A 25878-nucleotide genomic window follows, 5' to 3' on the forward strand; every position below is an offset into this window, starting at 1 on the left:
GGTCACTGTGCAGCGCTGGCGTGGCTTGGAGGACATCCCCCAGGACTGGGGGCGCAGCGTCGTCACCATCGGCTCCTACGACGGGGTGCACCGCGGACACCAGCTGATCATCGGCCGGGCGGTCGCGCGCGCCCGGGAGCTGGGCGTCCCCGCGGTCGTCGTCACCTTCGACCCGCACCCCTCCGAGGTCGTCCGGCCCGGCAGCCACCCGCCGCTGCTCGCCCCTCACCACCGGCGCGCCGAACTGATGGCCGAGCTCGGCGTCGACGCGGTGCTGGTGCTGCCGTTCACGGCCGAGTTCTCGCAGCTCTCGCCCGCCGACTTCATCGTGAAGGTGCTCGTCGACAAGCTGCACGCGCGCGCCGTCATCGAGGGCCCGAACTTCCGCTTCGGCCACAAGGCGGCGGGGAACGTGGACTTCCTGCGGGAAATGGGCGGCACGTACGACTACGAGGTCGAGGTCGTCGACCTGTACGTCCGTGGCGAGGCGGGCGGCGGCGAGCCGTTCTCCTCCACCCTCACGCGGCGCCTGGTCGCCGAGGGTGACGTCGCGGGTGCCGCCGAGATCCTGGGCCGCCCGCACCGTGTCGAGGGCGTGGTCGTCCGCGGCGCGCAGCGCGGCCGCGAGCTGGGCTACCCCACGGCCAACGTCGAGACCCTGCCGCACACGGCCATCCCGGCCGACGGCGTCTACGCCGGCTGGCTCACGGCGGCGGGCGAGCGGATGCCCGCCGCGATCTCGGTCGGCACGAACCCGCAGTTCGACGGCACGGAGCGGACGGTCGAGGCGTACGCGATCGACCGCGTCGGCCTCGACCTGTACGGCCTGCACGTGGCGGTCGACTTCCTGGCGTACGTACGGGGCCAGGAGAAGTTCGTGTCCATCGAGGCGCTGCTCGAAGCGATCGCGGACGACGTCAAGCGCTGCCGCGCCCTCACCTCCGGCCGGTAGGCCCGCCCTCCGGGCGGCGTCGCCCCGCCGGGGTGCGGCCCTCCCCGCTGGGGGGCCCGCCTGGCCGGGCGCGTCGCTTCTCCGTGGTGGGCGTCGCCTTCCGTTGTGGGCAGTCGTCCCGCTGGGCGGTGGGGGTCCCCCTGCACGACGGGGACGGTGCCTGTTCACGGTGCGCCCTGGGGCGGTAGCTGTCCGGTGGGTGGGGGGCGGGGCCCCTCCGGGCTCGCCTCCTCGAGGCCGGCGGCCTCGAGTGCCGGTAAAGGGAGCCCGGCCTTTGCCGCCAACCTCTGCGGGGGCGACCCTGCACGGCCCCACCCCGGCCGGATGCCGGGTGCGGGTCGGGGGTGGGCACGGTCCTGCCCTGGTGGGAGGCCGACTGCGGATCCGCCCCCTGTACGGCCCCGCCGCGGTGGGATGCCGACTGCGGGTCGGGTAGTGGGCACGGTCCCGCCCGGTGGGACGCCGGCTGCGGGTTCGCGACCTTGTACGGGCCCGCCTCGTCTGGATGTCGGGTGGGGGGTCGTGGGTGGTGGGCACGGGCTCGCTGCGGCTGGGTGCCGGGTGGGGGGCGGGGGTGGGCGCGGGCCCGTCCCGGGTGCGGGGGGCGTCAGGGTGCCTCGCCGTGGAGGTGGCACGCCGCCTCGCGGCCGTGTCCGGACAGGAGCGGGAGGTCGCGCGTGCGGCACGCGGAGGCCAGGCCCGCGCGGTCCGCCTCCCCGGACGCGAGGACCTGGCACCGTGCGTGGAAGCGGCAGCCCGCGGGGACGCGGGAGGGGTCGGGGGGCTCGCCCGCGAGGACCACCGGGGCGGTGGGGGACTCCGGGAGGACGGAGAGCAGCGCCCGGGTGTACGGGTGGCGCGGCGCCGAGAGCACCTCCTCGACCGTGCCGGTCTCGACGATGCGGCCCAGGTACATCACCGCCACCCGGTCGGCGATGTTCCACGCCAGGCCCAGGTCGTGCGTGACGACCAGCGCCGACAGGCCCAGTTCCTCGCGCAGGCGCAGCAGAAGGGCGAGGATCTCGCCGCGTACGGACGCGTCCAGGGACGCGACCGGCTCGTCCGCGACGACGAGTTCCGGTTCGAGGACCAGCGCGCCGGCGATGACGACCCGCTGCCGCTGACCGCCCGACAGTTCGTGCGGGTAGCGCAGGAAGAAGCGTTCCGGTGGGCGCAGCCCGGCGCGGGAGAGGGCGGAGGCGACCGCGGCGCGTTCGTCGTCGGCGCGCCCGTGGATGCGCAGGCCCTCGGCGACCGCGTCGTACACGGTGTGCCGGGGGTTGAGCGAGCCGCTCGGGTCCTGGAGCACCAGCTGCACACGCCGCCGGTAGGCCTTCAGAGCACCGCTCTTGTAGGAGAGCGGTGATCCGGCGAAGGTCACCGTGCCGGACGTGGGCCGCACCAGGCCCAGCAGCGACCGCGCCAGCGTCGTCTTGCCGCACCCCGACTCGCCGACGAGCGCGACGATCTCGCCGGCACCGATGTCGAGGTGGACCCCGTCCACGGCGCGGGCGGGCGGGGCGCCGCGCCGGCCCGGGAAGGTGACGCGCAGGTCCGAGGCCGTCAGGAGGGGGTTCACGCGGGGCTCCCGGTCGTCAGGACGCAGGCCGCCCGGTGGCCGGGTGCCGCGAGCGCGAGGGGCGGGTCCTGGGACGCGCACACGTCCAGCGCCACCGGACAGCGCGGGTGGAACGTACAGCCCGGCGGCAGCGCGGCCGGGTCCGGCGGGTCACCGGGCAGGCCGCGCGGGGCGAGCCGTGAGGCCGGGTCGCCGATGCGGGGGAAGGCGGCCGACAGGGCCTGCCCGTAGGGATGCCGGGCCGCGTCGTACACGTCCCGCGCCGGGCCCTCCTCGACGACCCGCCCCGCGTACATCACCGCCAGCCGGTCGCACGTGTCGGCCAGGACGGCCAGGTCGTGGCTGATCATGACGAGGCTGATGTCCTCCTCGGCGACCAGGTGTTCCAGCAGCCGCAGGATCTGGGCCTGGATCATCACGTCGAGCGCGGTCGTCGGTTCGTCCGCCACGATCAGCAGCGGGTCGCAGGCGAGGGCCATGGCGATCATCACGCGCTGCCGCTGCCCGCCGGACAGCTCGTGCGGGTACGCGTCGGCGCGGCCGGCCGGCAGCCCCACCTGCTCCAGCAGCGTGCCCACCCGCTTGCGCGCGGCGCCCGGGGTGGCCCGCCGGTGGACCAGGAGCGGCTCGGCGATCTGGTCGCCGATCCGGTGCACGGCGTTGAGCGAGTGCATGGCGCCCTGGAAGACGATGGACGCCCCCGCCCACCGCACGGCCCGCAGCCGCCCCCACTTCATGGTGAGGACGTCCTCACCGTCCAACAGGATCTCCCCGGTCAGCCGGGCGGAGGCGGGCAGCAGCCGCAGCAGCGCGAGGGCGAGGGTGGACTTGCCGCACCCCGACTCGCCCGCCACGCCCAGCTTCTGTCCGGCCGCGACGGTCAGGTCGACACCCCGTACGGCTCGTGTCCCGGTACCGTACGTGACGTGCAGGTCCTTGACGGTGAGGACGCTCAACGGCCCGCTCCCAGCTTCGGGTTGAGTACCGACTCGATCGCCCGCCCGCACAGCGTGAAGGCGAGCGCGACGACCGCGATGGCGATCCCGGGCGGCGCCAGGTACCACCAGTGCCCGGACGAGACCGCGCCCGCCTCGCGCGCGTCCTGCAGCATGCCGCCCCAGGAGACGACCGTCGGGTCGCCCAGGCCCAGGAAGGCCAGCGTCGCCTCGGTGAGGATCGCGGTGGAGATGCACAGCGTGGTCTGTGACAGCACCAGCGGCATGACGTTGGGCAGGACGTGCCGGTTCATGATGTGGCCGTGGCCGCCGCCGAGCGCCTTGGCGCGCTCGATGTAGGGGCGGGACTCCACCGCGATCGTCTGCGCCCGGACGAGGCGGGCGGTGGTGGGCCAGCTGGCGACCCCGATCGCCAGGATCACCGTCCACACGCTCCGCGACATCACCGTGGCCAGCACGATCGCCAGCACCAGTGACGGCATCACCAGGAACCAGTCGGTGACGCGCATGGCGAGTGTGGAGAACCAGCCGCCGAAGTGGCCGGCGAGGATGCCGACGAGTGTGCCGATGGCGACGGAGAGCGCCGCCGCGAGCAGTCCTACGGCCAGCGACACCCGGGCGCCCCACACGAGAAGGCCCAGCAGGGAGCGCCCGAACTGGTCCGTCCCCAGCGGGAATTCGGCGCTCGGCGACTCCAGTGCCGTACCGGGCGCGTTCGTCACGCTCTGCACGTCACCGCCGACGAGCAGCGGGGCGGCGAGTGCGACGGCCGCGATCACGGCGAGGGCGCAGAGCCCGTACAGCCCCGCCCTCTGCCGGCGGTACTGGCGCCAGAAGCGCGCCGCCGACTCACGGCGTCTCGTCCATGTCAGGGAGGTCATCGGCCCACCCTGGGGTCGAGCAGCGGGTAGAGAAGGTCCGCGAGGAGGTTCATCAGGATCATCGCCCCCGCGAAGACCACGAACAGGCCCTGGACGAGCGGCAGATCGGGCACCGACAGGGCCTGGTAGAACAGCCCGCCGAGGCCCGGCCAGGAGAACACCGTCTCGACGAGGATCGACCCGGCGGCCACGTGCCCCAGGTTGATGAAGATCATCGTGACGGTCGGCAGCAGCGCGTTCGGCACGGCGTGCCTGCGGCGTACGAGGTCGTCCCGCAGCCCCTTCGCCCGCGCGGTCGTCAGGTAGTCCCCGCCCATCTCGTCGAGCAGCGAGGCGCGCATCACCAGCAGCGTCTGCGCGTACCCGACGGCGACCAGCGTGAGCACGGGCAGCACCATGTGGTGGGCGACGTCGAGGACGTACGCGAAACCCGTCTCGGTCCCGGACTCCATGCCGCCCGTGGGGAACATGCCGGGGATCGGGCCCACGCCCACCGAGAAGACGATGATGAGCAGCAGCCCGAGCCAGAACGACGGCACCGACCACAGGGTCAGCGCCACGCCCGTGTTCAGCCGGTCGCCGAGGCCGCCGTGGCGCCAGGCGGAACGGGTGCCGAGCCACAGTCCGAGCGCCGAGTAGAGGACGACGGCGACCCCGGTGAGGAGGAGGGTCGCCGGGAGTTTGTCGGAGATCAGCTCGCCGACCGGCGCGCGGAACTGGTACGACATGCCGAGGTCGCCGGTCAGCGCCTTGGCGCAGTAGTCCGTGAACTGCTGCCACAGCGGCAGGTCGAGGCCGAACTGCCGCCGGAGCGTGGCCATTTGCCCGGCCGACGTCGGCACCCCGCGCGTCATGGCCTTGACCGGGTCGCCGGGGACGATGCGGAAGAGGAAGAAGCTGGTGACGAGCACGGCGAAGAGGGAGACGGCCGCGCCGCCCAGCTTGCCCGCCAGGTAGCGCGGATAGGCGCTCGACGTCGCATCCGGGCGCCGCGCCACATCGGCGGGCGAGCTGACCGTCGTCATCGGCTACTCGCGGTCGTCGGCGGTGGAGCGGCGCCGTACGGCGGCCCAGACGCCCACGGCGAGGAGGACGACGGCGGCCGGACCGAGGACGAGCCAGACGCCCGTGGAGGAACCGGAGTCCTCCTTCCCGCTCGCGGCGGCGGCCGGCTCGGCGGACCACCAGCTCCAGTAGCCGTCCTGGCCGTAGATGTTGCCGCCGTCGGCGGGCATCGTGGTGATGGACTTGATGTGGTCCGTGCGGTACGCCTCGACCGCGTTGGGGTACGCCATGACATTCATGTACCCCGTGTCGTACAGCCGCGACTGCAACTGCTTGACCAGATCGGCTCGCTCGGCCGGGTCGTACTCGACCGCCTGCCTGGCGTACAGCTCGTCGTACCGCTTGTCGCAGATGAAGTTGTCGGTCGCGCCGGTGTCCTTGGGGGTTGCGGGGAGCGCGGCGCAGGTGTGGATGGACAGGACGAAGTCGGGGTCGGGGTTCACCGACCAGCCGTCGAAGGCGAGGTCGTAGTCACCCTTGAGCCAGGGGTCGGAGACGTTGTCGAGGCAGTCGACCTTGAGTCCGATGCCCAGCTCGCCCCACCATTCCTGGAGGTACTTGCCGACCGCCTTGTCGTTGGGGTCGGTGGCGTGGCACAGGATCCGGAAGTCCAGCGGCCTGCCGTCCTTGCCGACGCGCTTGCCGCTGCCGTTCTTCCGGTAGCCGGCCTTGTCGAGGAGCTGCTCGGCCTTGGCGGGGCTGTAGTCGATCCTCTGGGTGCCCTCGGGCTTCCAGAAGTACGTGTCGAAGCGCGGCGGGATGTACCCCTCGCCCTCCACGGCGTGGCCCTGGAAGACCTTGTCGACGATCGTCTTGCGGTCGACGGCGTGGAACAGCGCCTTGCGGACCGCCGGGTCGAGCAGCGCCGGGTGGCCGCTGCCGAACTTCTTGCCGTCCTTCGACCGCGCGCCGGGGTTGGTGGCGAGTGCGAAGAAGCGGCGGCCGGGCGCGTCGTTCACCTTGATGTTCTCGGCCGACTTCAGGGACGCCGCCTGGGCGGGGGTGAGGTTCGGGACGAAGGACACCTCGCCCTTGCGGAGGGCGGCGACTGCCGCGTCACCGTCCTTGTAGTAGCGCAGCACCAGCTCGTCGAACTTGGGCGCCCCGCGCCAGAACGTCTTGTTCGGCTTGAGTTTGACGTACTGGTCGACCTTGTAGTCGGTGATGACGAACGGGCCGTTGCCGACGATCGGGAACTGCTTGTCGTTGTTGAACTTCGAGAAGTCGCCGACCTTCTCCCAGATGTGCTTGGGCACGATCGGGACGTCGAGGGCCGTCATGGTGGCCTGCGGCTTCTTCAGCTTGATGACCAGTGTCCTCGGATCGGGAGCGGTCACCTTCTCGAAGTTGGCGGTGAAGCTGCCGTTGGCGGTGGCGGCGTTCTCGTCCGTCATCATCGTGGTGAACGTCCAGGCCGCGTCCTCGGCGGTGGCCCGCTTGCCGTCCGACCACGTGGAGTCGTCGCGGATCGTGTACGTCCACGTCAGCTTGTCCGGTGACGACTTCCACGCGGTGGCGAGGCCGGGGATGACACGGGCGTCCTTGGCGTCGTAGTTGGTCAGGTACTCGTAGGTGAGCCGGTGGATGCTGGTGGAGACCAGCCGCTGGGCGAGGAACGGGCTCAGGGAGTCCACGCTCTGCGAGACGGCGACGGTGAGGACGGTCTTGTCGCCTCCCTCGTCCGCTGCCTGCGCCGGATGGCCGACGGTCAACGACGTGGCGACTGTTCCTGAGGCGAGTGCTGAGGCGAGAAGCAGGCGGAGGGAGCGGTGTGGAGCCATGGTGACCATGAGGTTGACCTCGCGTCGATCTCGGGGCGCCAGCTGGTGAAGCGAAGGTCTATCAGCGGTGCGGAGCGGAGTCAACGATGCGTCAAACCCGTTCTGTACTGGGGGAATACGGCGAGGGCCCGCACCGTGGTGACGGTGCGGGCCCTCATTGGTTCAGTCCTCTGTCGCCCTACTGCTGAGGGGCTGGCGGCGCCTGCGGAGGCTGCTGCTGGGGGTGCTGTGCGTGCTGCGGGTTCTGCGGGTGCTGCGGCCATCCGGGCTGGGGCTGAGGTTGCTGGACCTGCTGGCCTTGAGGCTGCTGGGCATGCGGCTGCTGGGCCTGGGCCGGGGGCATGGGCTGGCCGGGTTGGCCGGGCTGCTGGTACGGCTGCCAGCCCTGGGGCGGGTACGGCTGGCCGGGCATGGGCTGCTGGGGCGGGTACGGCTGGCCCGGCATGGGCTGCTGGCCCGGCACCGGCTGGCCCGGGACCGGCGGCGCCATCTGCGGGGGCACGGAGCCCTGACCGTCGCCCGTCCACAGGCCCTGCGCCTGCTGCGCCCGTACGAAGTCCTCGGCGACCAGGGCGGAGAGGTTGAAGTACGCCTCCCGCGTCTTCGGCCGCATCATGTCGAGGTCCACCTCGGCACCGGCCGCGAGGTGCTCGTCGAACGGCACCACGATCACCCCGCGGCAACGCGTCTCGAAGTGCTGCACGATGTCGTCGACCTTGATCATCTTTCCGGTCTCGCGGACACCCGAGATCACCGTGAGCGACCGCTGTACCAGGTCGGCGTACCCGTGCGCGGAAAGCCAGTCGAGCGTGGTCGACGCACTGGACGCACCGTCGACGGACGGGGTCGAGATGATGATCAGCTGGTCGGCGAGGTCGAGGACGCCGCGCATCGCGCTGTAGAGCAGGCCGGTGCCGGAGTCGGTGAGGATGATCGGGTACTGCTTGCCCAGGACGTCGATCGCCCGCCGGTAGTCCTCGTCGTTGAACGTCGTCGAGACGGCCGGGTCCACGTCGTTGGCGATGATCTCCAGACCGGACGGCGCCTGCGAGGTGAAGCGGCGGATGTCCATGTACGAGTTGAGGTACGGGATCGCCTGGACGAGGTCACGGATGGTGGCCCCGGTCTCGCGGCGCACCCGGCGGCCGAGCGTACCGGCGTCCGGGTTGGCGTCGATCGCCAGGATCTTGTCCTGCCGCTCGGTGGCCAGGGTGGCGCCGAGAGCGGTGGTCGTCGTGGTCTTGCCGACGCCGCCCTTGAGGGAGATGACCGCGATCCGGTAGCAGGACAGGACCGGCGTACGGATCAGCTCCAGCTTGCGCTGGCGCTCCGCCTCCTCCTTCTTGCCGCCGAGCTTGAACCGGGCGGCGGCGGAGGGGTTACGACTGGACTTGGCCTTCTGCTTGTTGTTGCGCAGCAGGCGGTCGGACGACAGCTCGACGGCCGCCGTGTAGCCCAGCGGGGCGCCGGGCACGGACCGCTCGCGCTGGTCGTGCGTGACGGACGTGGGCCATGCGCCACCGGCCCGGGGGTCGACGGGCTGCTGCTGGGGGTGCGGCTGCGGGTGCTGGGGGTGTGAGGGGTGCGGCTGGCCGGGCTGGGGCTGCTGCGGGAATCCGTATCCGCCTTGCGGCGCCGGTGCCTGCGGCGGCAACGCACCACTGGGCCCCGGCTGCTGCGGGGGCTGCGCCGGGTGCGGGAACCCGTACCCGCCCTGGGGGTGCGGCTGGGGCTGCTGTTGGGGCTGCTGGGGCTGGGGCTGCTGGGGCGGTTGCGGAAAGCCGTACCCGCCCTGCTGCGGCTGGGGGGACTGCTGCGGGTGTTGGGGCTGGGGCTGGGGCTGCGGCTGGCCGGGGTGGGGGAAGCCGTATCCGCCCTGAGGGGCCGCCTGCGGCGGCAGGGGCGCGGCGGGCGCCGGAGCGGGAGCCTGAACCGGGGCGGGCGCGGGCGGGGCCGGCTGCTCGTGCGCCGGAACCGGCGGCGCGGGCCACTGCGGCGCGTCCGTCGGCGCGGCCGGCTGGAACGCGGGCGGCAACGGCGGCAGCGCCGCGCCCTGCTGGCCCGGCTGCGGGGCCCACGGCTGCTGCACCGGCTCGGGCGCGGGCGGCGCGGTGGCCTGCGGCGCGTCGTCCTGGGGCGGGATGTTCTGGGGCGGAGCGTCGTGGGGCGCGTTGTCCTGGGGCGGAGCGTCGTGCGGCGTGGCGTCGGCCACCATGTCGGCGGGCTGCGGCTCCACCGCCTGTGCCTGCGCCTGCGCCTGGGCTTCGGCTTTGGCCTCGTCGTCCGCGTCGGCTTCGGCTGCGGCGTTCGCCGGAGCGGCCTCCTCGGCGGTGGTGGCCTCGCCCTGCTCCGACTTCGCGGCCTCCCGCTCCGCGATCTCGGCCATCTCCCGCTTCAACGCGGCCGGAGAGAAGCGCATGGTGGCCCCGCTCTCCACATCACCGCCCCCGAACGGCTGCGGCGCTTCGTCCGCCGCCCCCTGATCGGCCGGAGTCGGGGCCGGAGCCGCAGCCGGAGCCGACGCGGGCTCAGGCTCAGCCACGGGCACCGGCGCGGGCGCCGGCTCGGCGGGAGCCGCCGGAGCCGCCTCGACCGGAGCCGGAGGGGCGTGGGGGGCCGGAGGGGCCTGAGGAACCGCCGGAGCCGGAGCCGGAGCCGGAGCCGGTGCGGGAGCAGGTGCAGAAGCCGGAGCAGGTGCAGGAGCCGGAGTTTGAGCTTCCGGGGCCCAGTTCGGCTCGGAACCACCGCTCTGCGGCGCGGGCGGTTCGGGCACGGCCACCGGCGTCGCCCCGCTCGGCGGCGGGGGAGGCGTGGGCGAGGACGCGGCCGGTGTCCCGCCGCCCGACGACGTGTCGCCCGCGTTCTGCGTGTACCAGGCAGGCGGGGTGTAGTCGATGGTGAACTCACCCGTCATCTCGGCGGGATCCGCGTCGGACTCCTCGACGGGAATGGTCCAGCTCCCGTGGATGTCGTCCCGATCGCCGTTCACTTTGCCTCCTGGTGTGGTCGAGCACCCTTGTGCCGTCGTGGGTGGGGGCCACCGTTGATCCGATCGGCCCGGCTCTCCCCCGGGGACGTGGCGGCATGACCGCAAACCCGCGCCGCGCCCTCACCCACCCTAATCGCCAACACCACCCGCCCGGCAGGCCCGCCCATGGTCGCCCTCCGACCCGCGTCCCACCTGTTGCCCTCATGTGACGCGGATACGGCGGAGCGTGAGGACCAGAGCTGTATGAATCGGCACAATCCGACGGAAGCGGCATGCCCGATACCGACGGCGGAGTTCCCAACGATCAGGTCTCGGCCCAGCGGCCCCCTCAGCGCAGGTCGAACTCGCCGTCACGCGCGCCGAGCACGAACGCCCGCCACTCGGCCTCGGTGTACCGCAGGACGGTGTCCGGGTCGAGGGACGAGCGCATGGCGACGGCCCCGCCGGGAAGATAGGCGATCTCCACGCGTTCCTCGTCCGCGCTCGTTCCGGGAGCGCCGTGCCACTCGACGTCGGAGATGTCGAGTGCGTACAGCGCGTCCTTCTCCTCTGCGCTTCCCATCACGGTTCCCTTCGATCACGGCCGGCTGGACGGGCGCCGGCAAGCGGCCCGTGGCGGCGCGTAGTTGGATGCGACCCAAGCGTCACCATGGGCATCCTAGGCCAGCTCAGCCCCGGGGGAGGGGGAGCTTCCGCGGATCGGAGGGCCAATCCGTGGGGCCGTTTCCGCCGGGGCCCTGGGCGTACGTCACCCGGGTGAGTGAGGCGTGGCGAAGCTCAGTCGATCCGGCGGGGCATGCCCAGCAGGCCGGACTCCGCGTCCGTGGCGCTGGTCATCACCCATTGCCGCTCGCGTCCGGCGCACCAGAGGGTCACACCGTCCGCCAGGGTCGGGAGCGCCTCGGTCTCGGTCCGGTGCAGGCCGAGTATCCGGCCGATCTGCTGCGCCTCCTGAGGTGAGACCCGTTGGACGCCCACGAGCGTGGAGTTCCGCATCAACCGGGGTGCCACGGGGCTCAGATAGGGAAGCAGTGTCAGTACGGACTGCCACGGCGAGGACACCACACGGCCGCGGGGCGGTCGCATCCCGCAGTCCCGCACCACGACGACCGGACTCCCCACGGTCGCGCCCATGGGCGGGACACGGCCCACGTCGTGCAGGGTGATGCACTCGAGTCCGGCGCCCGCGGACTGCGACAGGGTGGTCCACTCCTGGGGACGTCCCGTCTCCACCGCCACGCGGGCCCCGGTGCCCGCGGCGCGCAGGGCCAGCACCTGGGCCGTCCACAGGCCGCCGATCAGGAGTACGTCGTACGGCGTCGAACGGTGGAAGCCGACCAGCTGCGGGCGGCCTTCCGCGTCATCGCCGATCACCACGCCGTCGTCGCCGACGGGCAGGGACAGCACGCCCAGGTGGTCGGTGACCACACTGTGGCCCGCGTGACGCGGGCCGAGCAGCCCACGCAGGCCGCGTACGGAAGCGGACCGGGCCATCAGCGCGCACCTCCCAGCGGCAGTGTCGCCAGTACACCCGGCAGTTGCTCCCGGTCCAGGCGCTGCAGGCCGACCTTCGCCGACCGGGCGGCCTGCTCCAAAGCCCGGCGTACACCGACGAGTTCGGTGTCCGAGCCGCCGGTGATCCGGATGTGACTGAGGATGTTCATCGCTCCCTGGCGTGTTCCGCGGCGCAGAGTGAAGCTGACGGTGGTCGCGTACGCCGGAACGGAAGTGAGCAGGGAGACCAGCTGGGGGAGTGGGGACGCGCCCCGGCCCAACTCCGGCCAGCGGCCGACCGCGTAGGTGGTGTGCCAGCGGTCGTCGCACCGCCAGACCCGCGACGTCTCGGCCGTACGCCGCTGCGGTGCCGCTCCGGGCTGGGACGCCCGCGCCGCCAGCCGGGGACTCGCGCACGCCGCGGTCGCGACCGTGGAGTTGAGCTCCTCCTGGTCCAGGACCACGGCCTGGAACCCGGCTCCGGCCATCCGGCTCGCCACATGGTCCGCCACGCGCACCAGACAGCGCTGCGCCCCTTCGACCCCACCGCCGCGCGCCTCGACGGCCTCCTGGCAGAGCTCCGGGTCCAGCTTCACGGCCACCCAGGTCATGCGCAGCGCGGGGGAACCGGTCCGCTCGTGCAAGGGCGCGTACGACAGCCGCGCGACGGCCTGTTGCGGCAGGTGCGGTGCGGGAGCGGGGCGCACCTGCTGCACCAACTGCACCGACTCCACGACGATGTCGTCGACCTCCAGGGCATCACCCAGAACCGACAGGGGCAGCGCGCGGGCGCCGGAGGCGGGACGCAACGCCGACCCCTTGGCCTCGATGCGTACCACCGCCGTCAGGAAGGTGCCGTCGCCGAGCATGCCGACGGTGCGGCGGTTCTTGTCGACGTAGGGGAAGGGGCGGAAGCCCGGGACGCTCTCCGTGACGCCGGCCAGCGACGGGTCGGCGTCGGCGGCGGGGGCAGTGGCGTTCCGCCTGCGGGCGCGGAGGGCGAGAGCGGTGGACAGCCAGTCCTGAAGTGCCTGGCCACGGCGGCGGATCACGGCGAGGAGGAACAGGACGCACGCCACCGTGCACGTGGGGATGAGCCAGAGCCCACCGAGCGCGACCCCGGCCGCCGCCAGTGCCAGCGCCGCCTCGACGAGTACCAACTGCCGTAGCTGGAAAGGCCCCATGCGGCCGGTGTGGGACAGCGGACGCAGGGTCGTGGCCGCGGGGAGGCCCGAAGCCGACGGCGTGGGACGGGCGTTACTCCGTTGCCGTCGGGAAGTTTCGGGGGCCCGTTCGGATGTCCGCCCATTGCGCGCGCGCGTCGCCGTACCCATCGCCGCGTTGCCCCCTCGTGTCCGCAATTACCAAATTCATATGGGCGTTGACCGGGCGATCACCCTACCTGAGCGGGGGGATGCAGGCGCCAGCAGGCATAGTAGTGCGCGGTGCGACGGCGATGCGTTTCGATGCATGTGGGAACCTGGTCGCCCAGAGGGGATGAGGGGCAGCGGACAAATGGCATCACGACGGGACGAACTCAACGCCTATACCTTCGCAAAGCGGAGGCTTGTTGCGCAGTTCGTGCAGCCCAACACCACGGGGTCGGAGGAGGGTGCACCGCGCCCGCTGCGTGCGGTGCTGCCGGGAGCCATCGCCGGTGTGGTGATTCTCGCGGTCTTCGCCGCCTGGGGCATGTTCAAGCCGGTGGCGCCGCAGAAGTGGGACACCCCCGGTGAGAACGTCATCATCGCCAGCAAGTCCACCACGCGTTATGTGGTTCTGAAGACCGGCGACAAGAAGCAGCTCCACCCGGTCCTCAACATGTCGTCCGCCAAACTCCTGCTGAACCCCGACAAGGGCCAGGTCATCAACGTCGACGAGTCGGTGCTCGACAGCGGCAAGATCCCGCACGGCGCCACCCTCGGCATCCCCTACGCACCCGACCGGCTGCCCGACCCCAAGGAGGCCGGCGCGGCCAAGCGCTGGGCGGTCTGCGAGCGGCCGGGGGAGGGCGGCCGGGCGATCCAGAAGGCGGCCTTCGTCCTCGCCGCACGCGAGGAGAGCAGGACCGAGGGTGCCAACCGGCTGCGCGGCGGAGAGCTGCTCTACGTCGAGGGCCCCGACAAGACGCGTTACGTGGTCGACGCCGGCGGCACGGCGTACCCGGTGAAGAAGGACGAACTGCTCCTGCGCCAGCTGGTCGGCCAGGGCCGCGCGGCCCAACGCGTGTCCGCCGCCTGGCTGGACACCCTTCACAAGGGCGACACCATCACGTTCCCCACCGTTCCCGGACGGGCCGGGGAGCCCGCCGGTGTCGACGGGCTGCTCGACTCCGAGGACAACAAGGTGGGCATGGTCCTCACCGCCACGGACGGCACGAAGAAGCAGCAGTACGTCGTCCTCGAGGGACGCGTCGCCCCCGTGTCCGACTTCATGGCGAAGCTCCTGCTCAACAGCCGGGAGCTGATCGGGCTGGGGCAGGCCGGACAGGCGAAGTCGGTCAGCGCCGGAGCCTTCGAACCGGGCGAGGCGTTCGGCAAGGACAAGAAGTGGCCCCAGTTCGCGCCGAAGCCCGTCAACGAGGCCGGAATCGCCGAGGGAAGCCGTAACACCGTGTGCAACGTCCTGCGCGAGGTCGACGGCGACGACGGATCGACCACGCTCAGCACCTGGGCGGGCAGCGACTTCCCCGCAACGCTGCCGACCGGCTCCAGCAGCGCCTACGTCACACCCGGGTCCGGCCAGCTCTTCCGCCAGTTCAAGGGATCCACGACCGACACCGGATTCCTCTTCCTGGTGACCGACACCGGACTCCGCTACGCCATGCAGTCCAACGGCGACAGCGCCACGGACGACTCCGGCATCGGCTCCTCCGGCTCCAAGGAGGAGAAGGAGGCGCGTCAGCAGGAGGCGCAGCAGGCCCAGAACCGCCTCGGCTACAAGGACGTCGACCCCGTCCCCGTCCCCGCCTCATGGTCGACGTTCCTGCCGACCGGCCCCCGCCTGTCGACCGGCGCGGCGCGCCAGCCGCAGGGCTCCTGAGGGCCGGGTCGCACATGACGTACACGTACCGGCGCCTGCTGACGGCCGCGGCCGTCACCGCGCTCACCCTCGTCGCCCTGCCGGCGAGCCCCGCCGCCGCCGACGACAACACCCAGTGCACCTTCCCCGGGAAGATGTACGAGGGCCGCCCCTGGTCCCTGCAGCGCGTGCTGCTGGACGAGCTGTGGAAGCAGTCCACCGGCAAGGGCGTACGGGTCGCCGTCATCGACACCGGTGTCGACGTCAAGAACCCGCAGCTGAAGAAGGCCGTGGACACCAAGAGCGGTATCAACCTGCTCCCCAAGGACCTCAAGGACGACAGCGGCAACAAGATCGAGCGCGGCAAGGAGGACGGCACCACGGACACGGTCGGCCACGGCACCAAGGTCGCCGGAATCATCGCCGCCCGCCCGGCCAAGGGCACCGGTTTCGTGGGCCTCGCGCCCGACGCCACGATCATCCCCATCCAGCAGAACGACGCCGACGGACACGGCACCGCGGAGACGCTGGCGACGGCCATCCAGCACGCCATCGACGAAGAGGCCGACGTCATCAACATCTCGCAGGACACGGCCAAGGCCGTGGAACCCGCCCCCGAGCTGAAGCAGGCGGTGGACGCGGCCCTGGCCGAGGGGATCGTCGTCGTGGCCTCGGCCGGCAACGACGGCCTGGGCGGCAACGTCAAGCGGACCTACCCGGCCTCGTACGACGGAGTCCTGGCCGTGGCCTCCTCCGACCGCAACAACGAACGGGCACCGTTCTCGCAGTCCGGCGACTTCGTCGGAATCGCGGCTCCGGGCGTGGACATGGTCTCCACCGTCCCCGGAGGCGGCCACTGCGCCGACAACGGCACCAGCTTCTCCGCCCCGTACGTCGCGGGCCTCGCCGCTCTCATCAAGGCCAAGCACCAGGACTGGACACGCAAGCAGATCGTCGCCCAGATCCAGCAGACCGCCGAACGCTCGGTCGCCGGCCACGACCGCCTCGTCGGCTGGGGCGTCGTCGACCCGGTCCGCGCACTCACCGAGGACGACAAGCCCATCGAGGCACCGGTCGCCCACGAGGGCGTCACCCGCGCCGAGGCCCCCACGCCGGCCGAACTGCACCCCGGCGAAACCCCGGACGACCGCAACGCCCGCCTCGCCACGTACGTGGTGATCGGCGGCGGAGTCCTGGTCGCGGTCATCACCGGCACCGCAGTCACCCTCCGCGACTCGCGACGGCGGGCACGGCGGATGGCGCGGCAAGCGGTCGGCTGAAGACGGTGTGCCAGGCCCGGGACCAGGTGCCGGCGATTGCAGCCGCACAGGGGCGTCCTTCGGGCGTCGCGATGGCGTTGCCGTCGCGTGCCATGTCGCCGCAAGCGAAGTCTGGCGGCGACTATGGCACTTGGGGCTGTCACACCTGGTGGTTAGAGTGACAACCGTGGATCGCGGTGCGCCGCGATCGCAATGCAGGACGGCTGTAGCAAACGGGGAGGAATGGGCATCGTGCTTCCGGCAGAAGGTGGGGGCGGCTCGAGTGGCACGAGTGATCTCGAGCGTGGCGTAGGGGCGCTGAAGCGCTTTCGGGAGCGCGTGAACACGTTGCTGACCGAGTTGGAGGAGGGGGCGGCGAGCGGGACGAAGATGTCCGCCCAGACGATTTCCCGCGCGTCGGTGAGCGGTGGAAGCGCGGAGGAGTTTCCCGAGGCGGAGGGGCTCTTCAGGCAGTACAACCGGGTCCATCAGTCCCTCGTCAGGCTTTCTCAGTCGCTCAATGACCAGATCACGGTCCTGAGCATCGGTGTGCATGCCGCGGACGTCGGTTTCGACAACGTCGAAGAGGACATTCGGCGCGAGTTCGCGGTGATCAAGGCGCGTCTCGACCGGGAGCGTGCGGCGGCAGAGGCCCGCGAGACGGGCGAAAAGACGGAGACGCCGACCAGCAACGACAAGACTTCGGACGGGGGAACGTACCGATGACCGAGAACAAGCCGGCGCAGAGTCCGAAGGGACAGCACGAGCAGGACCTCGCACGCGTCCAGTCTCAGCTCGGTGTGACCGACATGGCCCGGACGGTCACCGAATTTATGGGCAGTTTCTTCGGAGGCGACTCCAACGGCCCGGGACCGTTCGCTCGAAGCAACTTCGAGAAAAGAGAGCTCAACGACCTGATCGACCTGGTCGACAACACCAACCCGGCAGATCTCGAGAGCGCCGGCACTGCGCTGTGGAGCGCGAGGGACGCACTCAGGGACGCCGCTCATGAGCTGCAGACCTATGTGGACAAGGTCGAGTGGAAGGGCGAGTCCGGCGAGTCGTTCAGGACCTTCGGGCGGGAGCTGGCCGGGCACGCACGAGAACTCGCCGCGTTCGCGGACGTAGCCGGTACTCAGATCACGGTCGCCGGCACCGGCCTCGCCTCCGTGAAGATGCCTCCGCGTGACGACCGGGCGGTGAAGCGGAAGCCCGAGAGCATCCTGCCGGAGGAGCGCGCGGCCAACAAGGCGGAGTACGACAAGGCGGTGCAGGTCGAGAAGGACCGTCAAGAGGCCATCAACCAGATGTACAAGCTGGCTTCGTACTACGCGGTGTCGGAGCAGACGCTGGCGGCGCGGCAACCGCCGGAGTTCAAGGCGACGCTGAAGGTGAATGTGCCGCCGCCGAGCGGTGGCTTCAGGCCGCCTCAGGGGGACACGGCGGGCAGCAACGAGCCGGCGGCGAGGGCATCGCGGGGAACCGCGTCGGACATGGCCGTGCCGGGGGACACGGCCACGCCGGCGCGCACGGAATCCCTAACGAATGTCACACCTGCTCCGAGGCAGCCCAACACCTCCATGGAGATCGACAGCGTCGCCCTCCAGCCTCCACTGACGACAGCACCTCCCCAGACCCCGGTTGTGCCCTCCACAGGGCCGAACCCGCCCCAGACCTCGCCCATGCCGCCAGTGGCTCCTTTCCCCAACCCGGTGAAGGGCGGTCCCCGACCCAGGGAAGCCACTGGCCTGCCCCGTACCACCGGGCCTGGCAAGGGCCCTGTGGGGCGAGTGGGCATGCCCGACACCAGCCCCGCGACAGGACGTCAGGGGCCGTCGAACGGCAGGGGAGGCCAGCCGCCGTTGGGTCGTGTCGGCGGCCAGGGCCCCATCCAGGCGACGAACCAGAACCCGGTCACGGGCCGCGCCGGCGGTCCACCGAACGTCGCGGGGGGGCGAGGGGTCAATCACCAGCCTGCGGGGGCCCCGCGGACCGGACGGGCGGACGGGATCGTCGGGGGAAGGCCCCAGCACACTCCGGGCCCCCAGTCCACTTCTCGTATTCCGGGCGCAAGGGTCGTGGGTGGGGAAGCGGCGCCGTCGGGCCGCCCTGCCGGGAGCCAGACCGGCCGGCACGGCGTGGTGGGGACGCCGCCCGCGAACACAGGAGCGCGCCCCGGAGCCCGGCCCGTTGCCCGGCCTGACGGAGTCGTGGGTGGCACCCCGCGTGCCGGCGCGACGGGCTCGCGTCCTGGGACCGGCGGCTTTACGCAGGGGGGTTCGGGCCTGACTCGTGGGGCGAAGGGCCGGGGCAAGGGTGAGAACGAGGAGCAGGAACGCATGGAGTCGTCTCGTCCTGACTACCTGACGGAAGACGAAGAGACCTGGGAGGTTCGGCGTCGTGGTGCCGTCCCCCCGGTGATCCAGTAAGCACAGGGAAGGTTCGGAAGTCAGGATGGCGTCAGCTATGGGCCGGGACCGGAAGCACAGTGTGTCCGGCACCCTCCGGCGAAGGATCGCCTGTGCGACGGTGGCAGTCTGCGTCTGGTCCACGGGCCTCGCGGGCACAGCGTCGGCGGAACCCGCCGAGGACGTGCAGGCGAAGCAGTGGTATCTCGACGCGATGGCCGCCGAAGAGCTGTGGAAAGTCACTACCGGTGAGGGCATCAAGGTCGCGGTCATCGACTCGGGCGTCAATCCGTCCACGCCCACGCTGAAAGGGCAAGTGGAGAAGGGATTTGACGCCACAGAGACCGAGGGTGACGAAACGGACGATTACAGCGGCCATGGCACGTCGATGGCCGAACTGATCGCAGGTACGGGGCGGGGTGGCGGTTTGCGCGGACTCGCTCCCGGCGTGAAGATCATTCCCATGCGGGTCTCCGACTCGGAGTACCAACAGAACCGCAAGGTGAACGGACAGGACGCCGCGGATGCCATCCGGGCTGCTGCGGACAGCGATGCGCAGATCATCAGCATGTCCTTCGGCGGCGAGTTCTCCAATACGGAGACGCGGGAAGCGACGAAATACGCACACCGCAAGGGAAAGCTCTTCTTCGCCGCTGCCGGCAACAACGCGGCCAGTGGTAACAAGCCCCAGTACCCGGCTGCCTACCCGTACGTGGTCGGCGTCGCGTCCGCCGACCAGAAGGGAAAAGTCTCCGACTACTCGCAGCACGGTGACAACGTCGATCTTTCCGCTCCTGGCAATGACATCCCTGGCTGGTGCGATGAGACGTTCACGAAGTACTGCGGCGGGGACGGAGGTACGAGCTCCGCCACGGCCATCACATCGGCGTCCGCCGCCCTCATCTGGTCCCAGCACCCCGACTGGACCGCGAACCAAGTCCTGCGCGCGATGATCGACACGGCCGCCAGGGACTGGAAGAAGGGGACCCGGAGCGTCTACCTCGGTCACGGTCTGATCCGCCCCGGCCAGATCATCCTGGACAAGAAGGGTGACCCCGGCGCGCCCGATGTCAGCCCGCTCACCAATCAGAAGACGGGGGGCGACATTCCTGCAAAGGGAGCGCCCGCCCCCTCCGCACCAGCCCCGTCACAGGCCCCGAAGGGCAAGCCCGGCTCCGACGCGGTCGTGGCAGGCTCCAGCAAGGAGGCCCAGGAGGCCGACGGGGGAAGCAAGTCGGGCCTCGTCATCGGGGGAGCGGCCGTCGTGGTCGTCCTCGCGGGCGCCGCCTACGTGATCGCACGCCGGCGGCGCAGCGCCTGACCGGACCAAGGTGCGTCAGACTTCACCTTTCACCACCTGGTGAAGCACAACTCAGCAAGTCACCACAGTAGTTCAGAAGGGAAACGCAACCGTGTCACAGGGCCAGCGGCTTTCAGACAGCGAAGTAATCAAGCTCGAGAGGCACCTCCTCGAGAAGTTCAACTCGATCAAGGGCCAGCTCCAGGCGATCCAGGGCACGATCGACAGCCTTGAGGGCCAGTGGAAGGGTATCGGCGCAGGCGCCTTCAACAAGAAGCAGGAAGAGATCAACACCTCGATGGTGGGTCTCGGCAACATCCTGGCGAAGTTCCTCGAAGGACTGAGCGCCTCCAGGAAGATCAAGGACGGCACTGAGGACGAAGTCCTCGCCGCCGTGCAGAGCATCAACGTCGACCTCGGTGTCGGTACCCAGGCGAAGTCGAACCTCAGCGGCCTGTAGAACCCCCTGAGTTGACCCGATTTCGGCAACCAAGGCCGATCACAACCAACGTGAGATGAGGAAACATGGGAACGAACTACGACGGACTTGTCGTCAAGTACGGAGCTCTCGACGCGACGGCGACCGTGCTCGGTAACCAGGCCAAGAAGCTTGAAGAGGATCTGCGTTCCATCAAGACGGCCATGGCCACCGTCGCTGCCGGCTGGGAGGGCGAGGCACACGAGGCCTACGTCCAGGAGCAGATCAAGTGGGACAAGGAAGCCGCGGACATTCACCAGGCTCTCATGCAGATCGGTCAGGTCGTCGCGAAGGCGGGCGGCGACTACATGGGCGGCGACAAGAAGGCCGCCGGTTACTTCCTGTAGATGCCGGAAGTCGTACGACACAGGGGGTGGGCACGCGCGAGGGGTGTCCACCCCGTCTTACGGCCGTTTGCCATGCGGGACATCAGGGCCTGACCGGTAGGGCGGCGATCGATCCGGCGTGCGTCACGAAGACGCGATTGCCGTCTGCGGCATACCCGTATCCGCCGAGGCCCTCATTCGTGTAGGTGAAGATCTGCTCACCGGAGCGGGTGTCGAGGGCGATCGGGAAACCGTCGTCTCTCTCCGCGACCCATACGGTGCCTCCTTGGACGGCAGGCGGAAGCTTGGTGCCGAAGCGGGTTGCTCCGTAGAGACTCCAGTCCTCTTTGCCGTCGCCCGCTCGGAGGCGGCGGAAGTCCTGGTCGACGGCGTACACCTCCTTGCCGCGGACCGTCGGAGGTCCCCATGCCTCGAATTCGGCGGGAACGGTCCACAGCTCCTTTCCGTCCGCAAGCGACCGGCAGGTGAGCGTCGTGCCGCCGAGGAGCACCTTGTCGCCGGTGATGGCCGGCATGACGGCTGACGAACCCTGGTCGGCGAGGTCCCACACGGGCTTGCCGGTGGCCGTGTCGAGAGCGATGACATTCCCGTCGGACGGGAAGAGAACCAGTCGACCGTCCTTGACGGCCGCCGCTGGAGGCTCCGAACTCGACGTACGCACAGGCGTCGGCACCGACCAGAGCACCCTGCCGGTCGTGGCGCCGACGGCCTGCAACTGCCGTTCCTCGGTCATCACGTACACCGCGCGGCCGTCCGAGGCCAGAAGCCTGGTTGCGGAGACGGGAACCGACCACACCTGATCGCCCGTCGAGGCGATGAACGCGTACAGCGCTCCTCCGAAGTCCGCTGCCAGGACGAGGCGTTCCGCGGCCGTGACGAGTCCGGCGGAGGCCGTCACTTTCGGGGCCGTCCACTTCCGTTTTCCGTCGGTCACCCCGTGGGCGACCAGTCCTCCGCCGGACGAGCCGACGACCACGACATCGCGGACCGGCAGGGGAACGAGCGCCGTTGCGTCAGCTCCTGTGACCGGCCCCCACAAGGGGGTCAGCTCGTCGTCCGGCTTGAGCATGGAGGCCACAGGCCGTTCCGCGGCCGCCGGGATGACCACCGGAACCTGCGCGGACCCACGGTCGCGCAGAAACCACCAGGCCGCCCCCGCGCCGCCGAGACCAAGTGCCGTGCCACCACCGGCGAGGGCCATCAGAAGCCCCCTGCGGGAGGGCTTGGACCCTGTGGCTGAGGGCAAGGCCGCGGCCATGGCCGCGGCAGCCTTCTCGCGCCCTGCGATCTCCTCGGCCACAGGACCCTTGCGCCAGGCCCGGTCCGCACCGCGCGGGGGAGCGAAAGCGTCCGCGACACGGTCGGGAAGGGGGCGCTGGGCCGGGTCCTTGGCCAGGCAGGGGAGCAACAGCGCCCGGAGCCCGTCGGGGACGTACCGCAGGTCCGGCTCGCCGTGGACGACTTGGTACTGCACGCCTGCGACATGCGGACCGTCGTAGGCACGGAGCCCGCTCGCCGCGTACGCGAGCAGGGCGCCCAGCGAGAAGACATCGGCGGCCGGTCCGACGCGCTGTCCGAGCACTTGCTCCGGTGCGCCGTAGCCAGGAGTGACCGGAATCTGGCCGGTGGTGGTGAGCGTCAGACCGTGCTCGGGACGGGCGATGCCGAAGTCGATGACGCGCGGCCCGGCCGAGGTGAGAACGACGTTGGACGGCTTGAGGTCGCGGTGGACGAGCCCGGCCGCGTGGATGTCCCGGAGTGTACGGGCGAGAGCCGCCGCGAGCGCACGCAGCCCGGCCTCGTCCAGTGGCCCGTACGCGGCGACGGCTTCTTCGAGTGTCGGGCCCGCGAGGAACTCCGCGGCGATCCAGGGCCGGCCGCCCTCCAACTGCGCGCCCAGGACCCTCGCCACGCCGTGGCTGGTCACGGCCTGCGCGGTGACGGCCTCCCGTACGAAACGCTGCGCCAGATGCGGGTCGTGGGAGAGCTCCGGACGCAGGACCTTGACCGCGGCGGCGCGGCCCGCGTTGTCCCGGCCGAAATAGACCTTTCCCATACCGCCCTCTCCCAGCGTGCCGAGAAGCCGGTACGGGCCGAGGCGCAGGGGGTCTCCGGCGCTGAGAGGATGCATCCTCAAGGTTGCTCGATTCACTCGAAAGGAAAGGCGTTGATGGAGTCGTCGCCGACGCAGATGAGTCGCTCGGCCTGCTCATGCGCAACAAAGAGCGAAGCGGGGATCTGCCAGGTCCAGGCGGATTTGTGAGTGCGCATGTCGACGGCGCTTATGCCGTTGTCCATCTTGACGTAGACGAACTTCTTCCCGATGACCGGTGGCGGGTCGAGATCGGGCGCCCACGCCTGCGTCAGGTCCTCGTCCTCCTCCCAGAGGAGACGTCCTGTCGAGGCGTCCAGGGCCACAATGCCGCGGTTTCCCTCGGCCGCGTACACCACACCGTCCCTGACGGCGGGTGTTCCGTACCGGCGTGCCCCCTGTGGAATGCCGCCGTAGTTGCGGTCGTCTCCGAACTTCCAGGCGACTTCGCCGGTGGAGAGCCGCAGTGCCCACACGTGGCCGCTGGCGAGGTAGAGATGTTTGTCGTCCATGGCGAGTCCGCCCGGAACGATGTACGACCTGTCGTCGGCCTGCCGGGGGATTTCCCATGCCCAGACGCGCTTGCCCGTGCGGATGTCGGCAGCCGCGACGAAGAAGTGTGGGTCGACCGGTTCATCAGCCTTGTTGAAGTAGACGTTCCGCCAGAAGAACAGGTTGTTCCCGACGACCTTCACCCCGACGGCCGTGTATTCATTCCCCGGTGAGAACTCCGACATGGTCATCTGCCACCGCTTCTTGCCCGTGCGGATCTCCACTGCCAGCAGGTGCCAGTCATTCTTCTTTTCCGCGGGCGTGTCGTGGCCGGGTACGACCTTCCGTGCCGCGACGAAGAGCAGGCCGGCTGCCGCGAGAAGGGGCTCTGCTTGCTCGTAGCCTGCGAACCCGGGGATCCGAGCGATGCGGTGCGCCGCGACTCCGCTGCCCGGCCTGAGAGCGTGGAGGGACAGCACGTCGCTCTCCGCCTCCTGCGGGACGAGGCCGTAGATCACCGTTCCGTCGGTGGTGATGTGGTTCGTGTCCCGGAAGGCGCGCGTCGACCATCGCTGTTTGCCGCTTTTCGCGTCCAGGCCGACCATCTGGCCGTCCTGCCAGGTGGCTACCGCACCACCCATGGTCATCAGGAGGTCGACGTCCGCCGTGGTGCCTGCCAGGGCGTGCCACACGGGGCGGGGCGCATTGTCTGTGGAGACCGGAGGCTTGTCCTCATCTGTCGGCCGCCTGCCGGACCACACCCACGCTCCCGCTCCCGCCGCTCCCACTCCCACCAGCGAACCGCCGACCACCGAGAGCAGCTTGCGCCGTGACATGCCCCGGTGGGACGGGGGCGGAGCGCTGTACGGGGCCTCCACCGGGGGCGGCAGACGGTACGGGTGGTACTGCCAGACCGCCGACGCGCGGTGGGCGATGTCGGCGAGCAGCGGGGCGGGCAGGTGGTCGGCGAACTCGCCGTGGCCGTCGTGGAGTTCGGAAATGAGCTCCCGTGTGGTGGGGCGTTGGCCGGGGGCCTTGGTCAGGCAGCGGGCGAGGACCGGGGCCAGGCCGGCAGGGACTCCCGACAGGTCGGGGTCGGCGTAGCGGACGCGGTAGAGGAGGTCGGCCGCCTGGCCGGTGCCGAAGGGGCCGTGGCCCGTGGCGGCGAAGACGAGGACTCCCGCGAGGGCGAACACGTCACCCGCGGGTGTGTGTTCCTGGCCCGTGGCCTGTTCCGGGGACATGAAGGCGGGGGTGCCCGCGGCGGTGCCGGTACGGGTGAGGCGGTCGTCGCCGGCGGCTCGGGCGATACCGAAGTCGATGATCTTGGGGCCATGGGCCGTGACCATGACGTTGGAGGGCTTCAGATCACGGTGGACCACGTCGGAGGCGTGGAGCTGGGCGAGGGCACCCGCGAGGGCCGCGCCCAGGGCCCGGACGGACGGTTCGGGCAGGGGGCCGCAGAGGGTGACGGCGTCGTCGAGGGGCGGGCCGAGGACGTACTCCGTGGCGAGCCAGGGGGTTTCGGCGCCGGGATCGGCGTCGACAACGGTGGCGCCGTGGTGGCCGCCGATGATGCGGGCGGCGTCCGTCTCCAGGTGGAAGCGGGTTCGTGCCGCGGTGTCGGCGGCGATGCAGGCGTGCATGGTCTTCAGGGCGACGGTCCGGCCGCCGGCCGACCGGGCCAGGTAGACGGTCCCCATGCCGCCGTGCCCTAGGCGGGCGATCAGGCGGTGGCCGCCGATCTCGACCGGGTCGTCATGAGTCAAGGGCGCGAGCATCGGTGTCAGTTCCTGGTGGTGGTCTGCGGGACACGGAGTTCGGCCGCCAGGATCTGGGCCGACTGGCGGGCGAGTGCCGCGACCACGCGGCCCGGCAGCCAGCCGCGGGCCGGCAGCGACGCCGACGAGTCCAGAACCGTCGCGGACGGCGCCGACGAGGCCGACGGGAGGGTGAGCAACAGCTCGGACGCCGTCGGGCGGGCCGCCGCGTCGCGGGTCAGGCACTGGGAGATCACAGGGCGCAGGGATGCGGGGAGTTCGGATCGGTCCGGGACCGTGTGCCCGGTGGCGGCGTACGCGAGCACCGCACCGAGCCCGTGGATGTCGCCCGCGGGGCGCGGGCGCCCGCCGGCCGCCGCCTCGGGGGCCAGGCTGCCCGGATCCAGCCCCGGACGGCCACTGCGCCGCTCGCCGTCCGGCGCGGCCGCGCGCACGGAGCCGTAACAGGTCAGTCGGGGCCCGTCCCAGGCGAGCAACACCGCGGCGGGGGAGAGGCCCGCGTGGGTGATACCCGCCGCGTGCGCGGCGGCGAGCGTGTCGGCGAGGGCGGCGCCCAGGGCCCGTACGGTGTGCTCGGGCAAAGGGCCGCCGTGTACGGCGAGGGCGACGGGCAGGGGGAGTACGGGAAGGTAGGGCGTGGCGTACCAGGGCGCGTCCGGGGCCGGCGACACCTCGGTCACGGGCAACGCCCAGGGTCCGGCCGGTGTACGTGCTGCCTGCGCCTCGACGAGGAAGCGGCCGGGGTCGACACCGTCGAGCGGCGCGCCGACCAGAACCGTACGGTCGCCGTCCGCGCTGCGTGCGACGAACCGGCGCTCGGGTACGAGCGGGTGACCGGGGCCGGTCGGGTCGAGCCTGGTGATCAACTGGTACGGGCCGATGCGGCGAGGGCTGTTGCCGGAGGGCCGTTCCGCCCGCCCTCGTTCCATCTGTGAATCCCCCTCTGAACGATGAACAACCGCAGAAGCCTATCGAGAGGCTTTGACGCCCCGCACGGCCGCCC

At 70.9% G+C, this 25878-nt stretch carries 20 protein-coding genes; 8 read left to right on the top strand and 12 right to left on the bottom strand.

Annotated elements, in window-relative coordinates:
* The first annotated feature begins 7 nt into the window (after nucleotides 1–7).
* On the top strand, nucleotides 8–952 hold the full coding sequence (locus ACZ6C1_RS03115) for a bifunctional riboflavin kinase/FAD synthetase (RefSeq protein WP_469237068.1): 945 nt from the start codon (nucleotides 8–10) through the stop codon (nucleotides 950–952).
* 607 nt (nucleotides 953–1559) lie between these two features.
* On the opposite strand, the gene ACZ6C1_RS03120 is transcribed toward ACZ6C1_RS03115, so the two are convergent.
* The 9 genes from ACZ6C1_RS03120 to eccE form a co-directional block, all read right to left on the bottom strand.
* Nucleotides 1560–2633 (bottom strand): ABC transporter ATP-binding protein, encoded by a 1074-nt coding sequence (locus ACZ6C1_RS03120; protein ID WP_469237180.1) that lies wholly within the window; start codon nucleotides 2631–2633, stop codon nucleotides 1560–1562.
* Entirely contained in the window at nucleotides 2528–3487 is a 960-nt protein-coding gene (locus ACZ6C1_RS03125; protein ID WP_469237069.1) for an ABC transporter ATP-binding protein, read from the bottom strand. Before ACZ6C1_RS03125 ends, ACZ6C1_RS03120 begins: the two co-directional genes overlap by 106 nt.
* Nucleotides 3484–4368 carry an ABC transporter permease gene (locus ACZ6C1_RS03130; RefSeq protein ID WP_469237070.1) on the bottom strand — a complete coding sequence of 295 codons (885 nt, stop codon included), beginning with the start codon at nucleotides 4366–4368 and terminating at the stop codon, nucleotides 3484–3486. Before ACZ6C1_RS03130 ends, ACZ6C1_RS03125 begins: the two co-directional genes overlap by 4 nt.
* On the bottom strand, nucleotides 4365–5393 hold the full coding sequence (locus tag ACZ6C1_RS03135) for an ABC transporter permease (RefSeq protein ID WP_469237072.1): 1029 nt from the start codon (nucleotides 5391–5393) through the stop codon (nucleotides 4365–4367). The genes ACZ6C1_RS03130 and ACZ6C1_RS03135 overlap by 4 nt, the downstream gene beginning before the upstream one ends.
* A gap of 3 nt (nucleotides 5394–5396) precedes the next feature.
* On the bottom strand, nucleotides 5397–7223 hold the full coding sequence (locus tag ACZ6C1_RS03140) for an ABC transporter substrate-binding protein (protein WP_469237074.1): 1827 nt from the start codon (nucleotides 7221–7223) through the stop codon (nucleotides 5397–5399).
* A 169-nt stretch (nucleotides 7224–7392) separates the two neighbouring features.
* On the bottom strand, nucleotides 7393–10203 hold the full coding sequence (locus ACZ6C1_RS03145) for an SCO5717 family growth-regulating ATPase (protein ID WP_469237076.1): 2811 nt from the start codon (nucleotides 10201–10203) through the stop codon (nucleotides 7393–7395).
* Between the two features lie 328 nt (nucleotides 10204–10531).
* On the bottom strand, nucleotides 10532–10765 hold the full coding sequence (locus tag ACZ6C1_RS03150; protein ID WP_468334567.1) for a DUF397 domain-containing protein: 234 nt from the start codon (nucleotides 10763–10765) through the stop codon (nucleotides 10532–10534).
* 215 nt (nucleotides 10766–10980) lie between these two features.
* Nucleotides 10981–11697, bottom strand: coding sequence for a hypothetical protein (locus ACZ6C1_RS03155; protein ID WP_469237077.1), 717 nt, complete (start codon nucleotides 11695–11697; stop codon nucleotides 10981–10983).
* The gene (gene eccE / locus ACZ6C1_RS03160) at nucleotides 11697–13031 is read right to left on the bottom strand and encodes a type VII secretion protein EccE (protein ID WP_469237079.1); all 1335 of its coding nucleotides are present in this window, start codon (nucleotides 13029–13031) and stop codon (nucleotides 11697–11699) included. The genes ACZ6C1_RS03155 and eccE overlap by 1 nt, the downstream gene beginning before the upstream one ends.
* Nucleotides 13032–13212: 181 nt before the next feature.
* Between eccE and eccB the strand changes: the two genes are divergently transcribed.
* From eccB to ACZ6C1_RS03195, 7 genes are all read left to right on the top strand, one after another.
* Complete coding sequence (gene eccB / locus ACZ6C1_RS03165) at nucleotides 13213–14739, top strand: type VII secretion protein EccB (RefSeq protein WP_469237081.1); 1527 nt, start codon at nucleotides 13213–13215, stop codon at nucleotides 14737–14739.
* 14 nt (nucleotides 14740–14753) lie between these two features.
* Complete coding sequence (gene mycP, locus ACZ6C1_RS03170) at nucleotides 14754–15998, top strand: type VII secretion-associated serine protease mycosin (RefSeq protein WP_469237083.1); 1245 nt, start codon at nucleotides 14754–14756, stop codon at nucleotides 15996–15998.
* Nucleotides 15999–16220: 222 nt separating this feature from the next.
* Nucleotides 16221–16703, top strand: coding sequence for a hypothetical protein (locus ACZ6C1_RS03175; RefSeq protein ID WP_469237085.1), 483 nt, complete (start codon nucleotides 16221–16223; stop codon nucleotides 16701–16703).
* A complete protein-coding gene (locus ACZ6C1_RS03180) occupies nucleotides 16700–18406 on the top strand; it encodes a WXG100 family type VII secretion target (RefSeq protein WP_469237086.1) in 1707 nt (568 codons plus the stop codon). Before ACZ6C1_RS03175 ends, ACZ6C1_RS03180 begins: the two co-directional genes overlap by 4 nt.
* Before the next feature lie 25 nt (nucleotides 18407–18431).
* Nucleotides 18432–19706: a S8 family serine peptidase gene (locus tag ACZ6C1_RS03185; RefSeq protein ID WP_469237088.1), complete on the top strand. Its 1275-nt coding sequence runs from the start codon at nucleotides 18432–18434 to the stop codon at nucleotides 19704–19706.
* 91 nt (nucleotides 19707–19797) lie between these two features.
* A complete protein-coding gene (locus ACZ6C1_RS03190) occupies nucleotides 19798–20145 on the top strand; it encodes a WXG100 family type VII secretion target (RefSeq protein ID WP_469237090.1) in 348 nt (115 codons plus the stop codon).
* A 65-nt stretch (nucleotides 20146–20210) separates the two neighbouring features.
* Nucleotides 20211–20510 carry a WXG100 family type VII secretion target gene (locus ACZ6C1_RS03195; protein WP_469237092.1) on the top strand — a complete coding sequence of 100 codons (300 nt, stop codon included), beginning with the start codon at nucleotides 20211–20213 and terminating at the stop codon, nucleotides 20508–20510.
* A gap of 82 nt (nucleotides 20511–20592) precedes the next feature.
* Here the strand turns inward: ACZ6C1_RS03195 and ACZ6C1_RS03200 are convergent, their stop codons facing one another.
* Genes ACZ6C1_RS03200 through ACZ6C1_RS03210 form a run of 3 tightly spaced genes read right to left on the bottom strand, consistent with a single transcriptional unit; the run spans nucleotide 20593 to nucleotide 25804 of the window.
* Nucleotides 20593–22641, bottom strand: coding sequence for a serine/threonine-protein kinase (locus tag ACZ6C1_RS03200; protein ID WP_469237094.1), 2049 nt, complete (start codon nucleotides 22639–22641; stop codon nucleotides 20593–20595).
* A 17-nt stretch (nucleotides 22642–22658) separates the two neighbouring features.
* Nucleotides 22659–24863, bottom strand: a complete 2205-nt coding sequence (locus ACZ6C1_RS03205; protein WP_469237096.1) for a protein kinase domain-containing protein — start codon at nucleotides 24861–24863, stop codon at nucleotides 22659–22661.
* Between the two features lie 17 nt (nucleotides 24864–24880).
* Nucleotides 24881–25804 (bottom strand): protein kinase family protein, encoded by a 924-nt coding sequence (locus ACZ6C1_RS03210; protein WP_469237098.1) that lies wholly within the window; start codon nucleotides 25802–25804, stop codon nucleotides 24881–24883.
* Nucleotides 25805–25878 lie beyond the last annotated feature (74 nt).

This window comes from Streptomyces sp. NPDC041796 (assembly GCF_055590785.1).

What these genes read in the sequence shown, in the direction of transcription:
- ACZ6C1_RS03180 (WP_469237086.1), top strand. Translation starts at nt 16,700, where the DNA reads ATGACCGAGAACAAGCCGGCGCAGAGTCCGAAGGGACAGCACGAGCAG.
- ACZ6C1_RS03195 (WP_469237092.1), top strand. Translation starts at nt 20,211, where the DNA reads ATGGGAACGAACTACGACGGACTTGTCGTCAAGTACGGAGCTCTCGAC.
- eccB (WP_469237081.1), top strand. Translation starts at nt 13,213, where the DNA reads ATGGCATCACGACGGGACGAACTCAACGCCTATACCTTCGCAAAGCGG.
- ACZ6C1_RS03130 (WP_469237070.1), bottom strand. Translation starts at nt 4,368, where the DNA reads ATGACCTCCCTGACATGGACGAGACGCCGTGAGTCGGCGGCGCGCTTC.
- ACZ6C1_RS03140 (WP_469237074.1), bottom strand. Translation starts at nt 7,223, where the DNA reads ATGGTCACCATGGCTCCACACCGCTCCCTCCGCCTGCTTCTCGCCTCA.
- eccE (WP_469237079.1), bottom strand. Translation starts at nt 13,031, where the DNA reads ATGGGTACGGCGACGCGCGCGCGCAATGGGCGGACATCCGAACGGGCC.
- ACZ6C1_RS03175 (WP_469237085.1), top strand. Translation starts at nt 16,221, where the DNA reads ATGGGCATCGTGCTTCCGGCAGAAGGTGGGGGCGGCTCGAGTGGCACG.
- ACZ6C1_RS03210 (WP_469237098.1), bottom strand. Translation starts at nt 25,804, where the DNA reads ATGGAACGAGGGCGGGCGGAACGGCCCTCCGGCAACAGCCCTCGCCGC.
- ACZ6C1_RS03150 (WP_468334567.1), bottom strand. Translation starts at nt 10,765, where the DNA reads ATGGGAAGCGCAGAGGAGAAGGACGCGCTGTACGCACTCGACATCTCC.
- ACZ6C1_RS03155 (WP_469237077.1), bottom strand. Translation starts at nt 11,697, where the DNA reads ATGGCCCGGTCCGCTTCCGTACGCGGCCTGCGTGGGCTGCTCGGCCCG.
- ACZ6C1_RS03200 (WP_469237094.1), bottom strand. Translation starts at nt 22,641, where the DNA reads ATGCATCCTCTCAGCGCCGGAGACCCCCTGCGCCTCGGCCCGTACCGG.
- ACZ6C1_RS03185 (WP_469237088.1), top strand. Translation starts at nt 18,432, where the DNA reads ATGGCGTCAGCTATGGGCCGGGACCGGAAGCACAGTGTGTCCGGCACC.
- ACZ6C1_RS03135 (WP_469237072.1), bottom strand. Translation starts at nt 5,393, where the DNA reads ATGACGACGGTCAGCTCGCCCGCCGATGTGGCGCGGCGCCCGGATGCG.
- mycP (WP_469237083.1), top strand. Translation starts at nt 14,754, where the DNA reads ATGACGTACACGTACCGGCGCCTGCTGACGGCCGCGGCCGTCACCGCG.